Annotated in this window: 4 protein-coding genes and 1 riboswitch; all 4 genes read left to right on the forward strand. The window is 37.2% G+C overall.

Going from position 1 to position 6,364, the window contains the following annotated elements; genetic code table 11:
* Nucleotides 1-63 precede the first annotated feature (63 nt).
* The 4 genes from EC501_RS10510 to guaA all read left to right on the forward strand — a co-directional run bounded on the left by EC501_RS10510 (nt 64) and on the right by guaA (nt 6,210).
* The gene (locus EC501_RS10510) at nt 64-1,008 is read left to right on the forward strand and encodes an AAA family ATPase (RefSeq protein WP_122972249.1); all 945 of its coding nucleotides are present in this window, start codon (nt 64-66) and stop codon (nt 1,006-1,008) included.
* On the forward strand, nt 1,005-2,198 hold the full coding sequence (locus tag EC501_RS10515) for a DUF58 domain-containing protein (RefSeq protein ID WP_122972250.1): 1,194 nt from the start codon (nt 1,005-1,007) through the stop codon (nt 2,196-2,198). The genes EC501_RS10510 and EC501_RS10515 overlap by 4 nt, the downstream gene beginning before the upstream one ends.
* Nucleotides 2,195-4,405: a transglutaminase family protein gene (locus EC501_RS10520; protein ID WP_122972251.1), complete on the forward strand. Its 2,211-nt coding sequence runs from the start codon at nt 2,195-2,197 to the stop codon at nt 4,403-4,405. The genes EC501_RS10515 and EC501_RS10520 overlap by 4 nt, the downstream gene beginning before the upstream one ends.
* Before the next feature lie 31 nt (nt 4,406-4,436).
* Nucleotides 4,437-4,538, forward strand: a riboswitch (purine riboswitch).
* A gap of 121 nt (nt 4,539-4,659) precedes the next feature.
* The gene (gene guaA / locus EC501_RS10525; protein WP_277749717.1) at nt 4,660-6,210 is read left to right on the forward strand and encodes a glutamine-hydrolyzing GMP synthase; all 1,551 of its coding nucleotides are present in this window, start codon (nt 4,660-4,662) and stop codon (nt 6,208-6,210) included.
* The last annotated feature ends 154 nt before the right edge of the window (nt 6,211-6,364 follow it).

Raw genomic sequence — 6,364 nt, forward strand, 5'->3', positions numbered from 1 at the left:
TTATCGTTTATGCTTAAATATATTATGTGTAAATTCTGACTATTGAAATAGGAGGCTTAGCGTATGCATGGGCAAGTAGAAGCGATCATTGAAAATATAGAAAAAGTAATGATTGGTAAACGTGAAGTAGCTGAATTAAGTATCGTTGCACTACTCTCAGGAGGGCACGTATTACTAGAAGATGTACCGGGTGTAGGGAAAACGATGATGGTTAAAGCGCTAGCCAAATCTGTAAGTGCGGATTTTAAACGTATTCAATTTACTCCTGATTTATTACCTTCTGATGTAATTGGAGTTTCCATATACAATCCGAAATCTCTTCAATTTGAATTCCGTCCAGGACCTATTATGGGAAATATTATTTTGGCAGATGAAATTAACCGAACATCCCCTAAAACACAATCTGCGCTCCTTGAAAGTATGGAAGAAGCTTCCGTTACAATTGACGGAGAGACGTTGCAAATAAAAAGACCATTTTTTGTTATGGCTACTCAAAATCCTATTGAATATGAAGGGACATATCCTTTGCCGGAAGCCCAACTAGACAGATTTCTAATGAAAATTCAAATGGGTTACCCTACAGCTCAAGAAGAAGTGGAAGTGCTCCGACGTACAGTCAACTCAGAACCGATTGCCCATCTTAATCCGGTTATTACATTAGAAGAACTTCTTGCATTACAAGAAGAAGTAAGGAATGTTTTTGTGGAAGATTCGGTAAAAAGCTATATTGTGCAATTAGCAAGAGCGACAAGAAATGTTAGTGAAATTTATTTAGGAGTTAGTCCTCGAGCTTCTGTTGCCCTAATGAAAGCGTCGCAAGCCTATGCGAAAATACAAGGTCGGGACTATGTGAAACCGGATGATGTTCAATATTTAGCACCTTATGTATTTGGTCATCGTATTATTTTAAAACCTGAAGCGAGATATGAAGGTGTGACGACTGAGGGAATTATTCATCGAATCGTTGAAAAATCTGTTATTCCTATTCAGAGGTATGCGGAACGATGAAAAGACTGAAAAGGTTTTTAAATGGCGGTGGTCGTTTTATTATTATCCTATTACTGGCTGTTGCGTCCTTTAGTTACGCGATGTTTCAAGGTGGATTTGTCAGCTGGTTTGTCTTTTATTCGATTACACCATTTATTCTTTATTCGATTCTTTTAACCTTTATTCCTATCCGTATTGAAGAGGTACGTCGTGAAATAAAACCTTCCAAATTACGTCGAGGAGATTCTGCCGTGGTCACAGTCAGCTTTCGAAATAAAACGTGGTTTCCTTTAATCTTTTTGACGGTGAAAGAATTAGGAATCGATAGCCAAAAGGTGACGTTGCATGAGAATTTTAGTCGCATCTATTTTGTCGGTTGGAAACGAAAGTTTGAGTGGACATATGAACTGAATGAGTTGGAGCGGGGGAAAATTCATTTTAAAGGTCTCCATCTTACGATTGCTGATTTTTTTGGATGGTCTATTCGACGTAAGGTAATTGAAGAAAGCACAACGATTATCGTTTTGCCTCGGGTAGTCGAAGTGAAATATAAACCACTACAAATGCAATTTGAACATGGTGGTGTCGTTTCGCCTTTCTCAATGGTAAAGGATACTTCCCTTGTGACGGGGATTCGTGATTATCAATCGGGGGATAAGTATTCTTGGATACATTGGAAATCCTTTGCTAAAAATGAAACGTTACGAACGAAGGAATTTGAGGATCGTCAAACGCAAGACCTATTTCTTACGATTGACCAATCATCTGTTAGGAACTTTGAATACGCGGTCGATTTAGCTGCCTCGATTTTACAAAGTGTTGTCCTTCATCATGGTGAAATTTCCTTTTTATCAACAGGTAAAAGACGTCGGTATTTCCCGAACTTAAAATCGCAAAATCAGCTGGAAGATGTCATGCAGCATCTAGCGGAAGTTGAGTCGAACCCAAAACAATCCATCGAAGCGGTTCTAGCCAATGAGATAGGGTTACTAAATTCGGCTACTTTAATGCTAATTACCGGAGAGTTTACAGAGCAGTTAAAAAGCTTTGTTATGAATAGTTCAAAATTTGCCTGCAATATAATTTGCTTTGTTGTAACGGATGAAAGTGGTCGGTTTACGGAATCACGTATGAAATTGACGAATGCCAAAATTATATATATTTCAAAAGATCGATTTGAAAATGTATTCACGGAGGTGATGAAGCCGTGAAAAAGAACTCTTTTAAATTAGTAGAATTAGCTCTTTATTATATTGTTATATTTTTTATTTTAAGAGAATGGCTTATCCCGATTATGGAGTTAACGAAAACGGGTTTTATCGGGTTAATCCTATTATTTGTAGCTATTTCTCTTCTGCTTAGTTTATTTCGAATTCATTTTATTATATCGTGGGTTGTGAAAATTGCTTATATAACTTGGTTCATTACCTTTATTTACGGTGGTGTATTCTTTTTTTCTACAGAAGGTATGTATTTTATCATCGATGATCTACAAGTTAATTTTGCCGCCCTTTTACAAGGAGATTGGCTAGGTATTACGAATCCGTTTCGAACATTTTTATTTTTCATTTTAATTTGGATGTTAGTTTATTTAATCCATCATTGGATTACGGTGCGGATGTCGATTTTTTATTTTCTAATATTGACGGTATTTTTCATTGCGACGTTGGATACGTTCACCCAATATGATGGTTCCTTTGCAATTGTAAAAGTGATGTTACTTGGATTGTTAATTACGTCCCTATTATTCTTGAAACGACTAGTAATCCAATCCAATAGTAAAATAAATTTAATCAAATATACAAAACTAATGGCACCTGTAGTCGTGTTGATAGGTGTTATTAGTATCATCGCAGTTCTATTGCCGAAGTCACCTCCTCAATGGCCAGATCCGATTCCTTTTATTCAATCTGCTACCGGACAAGGTGAAGGAATCGAGGGTGAGGGTAATGGTATCTCGAAGGTTGGGTATGGTGAAAATGATAGTCGGTTAGGTGGATCCTTTGTTGCCGATGATACAGTCGTGTTTTTGGTGGAGTCAGAGACGAAGCAATATTGGCGAGTCGAAACAAAGGATATTTACACATCTAAAGGATGGGAACAGTCTAATTATTTTGATGGAGAATTATTGAATTTTGCACCTGATGAGACAATCCGACATTCTCTTCCTGTAGGGCCTGAAGAAAATACAAATATGGCAACCGTTCAAGTGTTATATCCATATAATTTCATTATCCAGCCGTATGGGATGAAATCGGTCGATATTGATGTGCCTAATTTTGATAATCAGACAGTTGAATTAATGATGGAAAGAAATACAGAAAAAATGCAAGTGTTAGTAAATCGGGGTGTAGTCCAATTAAATGAATTTACCGTTCAATATAGTAAACCGGTATATTTATATAGCGAACTACAAAATCCTACAGAACAAATCGATGCTTCCATTACAGAACGATATTTGCAATTACCTGAAACTCTTCCTGATAGAGTGAGAGAGTTGGCTGCAGAAATAGTCGAAGGAAGGGAAACCCCTTATGATCAAGCGAGGGCCATTGAGTTGTATTTTAGACAAAGTGGCTTTCGATATGACACGGAAGATGTAGCAGTCCCATCGGAAGAGCAAGATTACGTTGATCAATTTTTGTTTGAGACAAAAGTGGGGTATTGTGATAATTTTTCAACGGCGATGGTTGTGCTACTACGATCGGTTGGAATTCCGGCAAGGTGGGTAAAAGGATTTGCTGGGGGAGATGTAGTGGATAATAATGGTTCAATGAGTACTTACGAAATTACGAATAATCATGCCCATTCATGGGTAGAAGCTTACATTCCAAATGTAGGGTGGGTAAATTTTGAACCGACTATCGGATTTAACAGTACACGTTCCATCGACTTTGATATCGAAACGGATGTCGAACAACAAGACGAATTAGTAGCGGAAGAAGAAACTGAGCCAACTGAGGTAATTGAAGAAGAAAGGGAAGAACAACAACAATCCGCATCTCAAGGAAATACGTGGTTTACAAACGTTAAAGAGATGTTTGAACAAATAAAATTATTTGTAATCGCCTTAATTGTACTTCTTATTGTTGGGGCAGTACTTTTGTATAAATGGCGAGGTAAATGGTGGCCGAAAGTATATGTGAAATTGCAACGGCAGAAAAAGATTGATGAGTCGACCTTTGAATCATTTTATTTAAATTTGTTAAAACTTTTAGAAATGAAAGGATTCAAAAGAAAAGAAGGTCAAACGTTAGAAGCGTATGCAAAAGATGTGGATATGTATTATGAGACATATCATATGACGAACATAACGAAAGCTTACGAACAATTTATTTATGCGAAAAATTCTACGAACATTGACTTCGATAAAATGAGAGAAAGTTGGGAATATTTAATCAATCGCACTACTAGTTGATTTTCAATGATACAAAGGGTAGAATTTAGAAAAAATAATGATAGGCTGCCTTCATATAGGTCCGATAATATGGTTCGGATGTTTCTACTAAGTTACCTTAAATAACTTATCTATGAGGGCGGGTATAACTATGTCTATATATACCCGCCTTTTGTATCAAACAATGAACGCGTCAGAAAGGATTCTTTTTGAACGCGTTTTTTTTACAAAGGAAACGAGGAGCCTACAAATATTTAGAAGAGGTGTAAAGAAGCGTGACTACTCCGTTGTTAAAAGAACAGGAAAAAATTGTTGTACTTGATTTTGGAAGCCAATTTAACCAATTAATCACTCGCCGAATTCGTGAGTTCGGTGTTTTCTCAGAATTACATCCCCATACAATTACTGCCGAAGAAATTAAAGAAATGAACGCAACAGGTATTATTTTCTCTGGCGGACCAAATTCCGTTTATGATGAAAAAGCTTTTAAAGTTGATGAAGCTATTTTCGATTTAGGATTACCGATTTTAGGTATTTGCTACGGAATGCAATTAATGTCTTACGCTTTAGGTGGAAAAGTAGAAGGTGCTGACCACCGTGAATATGGGAAAGCGGAAATTAAAATAACGGCTGATAATAAATTATTTGGTGACCTTCCAAAAGAACAAGTTGTTTGGATGAGCCATGGTGATTTAGTTACAGAAGTACCTGCAGGTTTTGAAGTTATTGCAACAAGTGCATCATGTCCAATTTCAGCGATGCAAAATGTTGAGCGCGGATTCTATGCAGTGCAATTCCATCCAGAAGTACGTCATTCTGTATATGGTAACGATATTTTACGCCAATTCGTTTTCGATATTTGTCATGCGAAAGGCGACTGGTCTATGGCCAACTTTATCGAATTAGAAATGAAAAAAATTCGTGAAAAAGTAGGGGACAAGCAAGTTCTTTGTGCATTATCAGGTGGAGTGGACTCTTCTGTAGTAGCTGTTTTAATTCATAAAGCAATCGGTGATCAATTAACATGTATGTTTGTTGACCATAATTTAAACCGTAAAGGTGAAGTAGAGCAAGTAATGAAAACTTTCACGGAAGATTTCGATATGAAAGTTATCAAAATCGATGCCCGTGAACGATTCATGAACAAATTAAAAGGTGTCTCTGATCCGGAGCAAAAACGTAAGATTATCGGTAATGAATTCATTTACGTATTTGATGAAGAGTCTTCGAAGTTAAAGGATATGGATTTCTTAGCTCAAGGTACCCTTTATACAGATATTATTGAGTCAGGTACAACGACTGCTCAAACAATTAAATCTCACCATAATGTTGGTGGTCTCCCTGAAGATATGAAATTCGAATTAATCGAACCATTAAATACATTATTTAAAGACGAAGTACGTGCTTTAGGTTTAGAGCTAGGTTTACCTGAGGAAATCGTATGGCGTCAACCATTCCCTGGTCCAGGTCTCGGAATCCGTGTACTTGGAGAAGTAACGGAAGAGAAGTTGGAAATTGTTCGTGAAGCGGACTATATTCTTCGTGAGGAAATTAAAAAAGCAGGTCTTGACCGAGATATTTGGCAATACTTCGCTGTTCTACCAGACATTCGTTCGGTAGGAGTTATGGGCGATGCACGTACTTATGATTACGCAGTAGGTATCCGTGCGGTAACTTCCATCGACGGAATGACATCTGACTGGGCACGTATCCCATGGGACGTACTAGAAAAAATCTCAGTCCGCATCGTTAATGAAGTAAAACACGTAAACCGCGTGCTGTATGATATTACATCTAAGCCACCAGCAACGATTGAGTGGGAATAATCAAAAAAAGAGAGCCTAATCATTCAGGCTCTCTTTTTATTAATTCTTTTAAAACCACGTGCTCTGCACGTGTGAAAATATACTTTTAGAGTGGTAATGGAGATGGAATTAAAAACTCCTCTCGATATAATGAAAATGGCCGTCAAACCAAATT

This window comes from Lysinibacillus halotolerans, from assembly GCF_003711845.1.
In the GTDB taxonomy this organism is placed as follows: domain Bacteria; phylum Bacillota; class Bacilli; order Bacillales_A; family Planococcaceae; genus Ureibacillus; species Ureibacillus halotolerans.

What these genes read in the sequence shown, in the direction of transcription:
- EC501_RS10510 (WP_122972249.1), top strand. Translation starts at nt 64, where the DNA reads ATGCATGGGCAAGTAGAAGCGATCATTGAAAATATAGAAAAAGTAATG.
- EC501_RS10515 (WP_122972250.1), top strand. Translation starts at nt 1,005, where the DNA reads ATGAAAAGACTGAAAAGGTTTTTAAATGGCGGTGGTCGTTTTATTATT.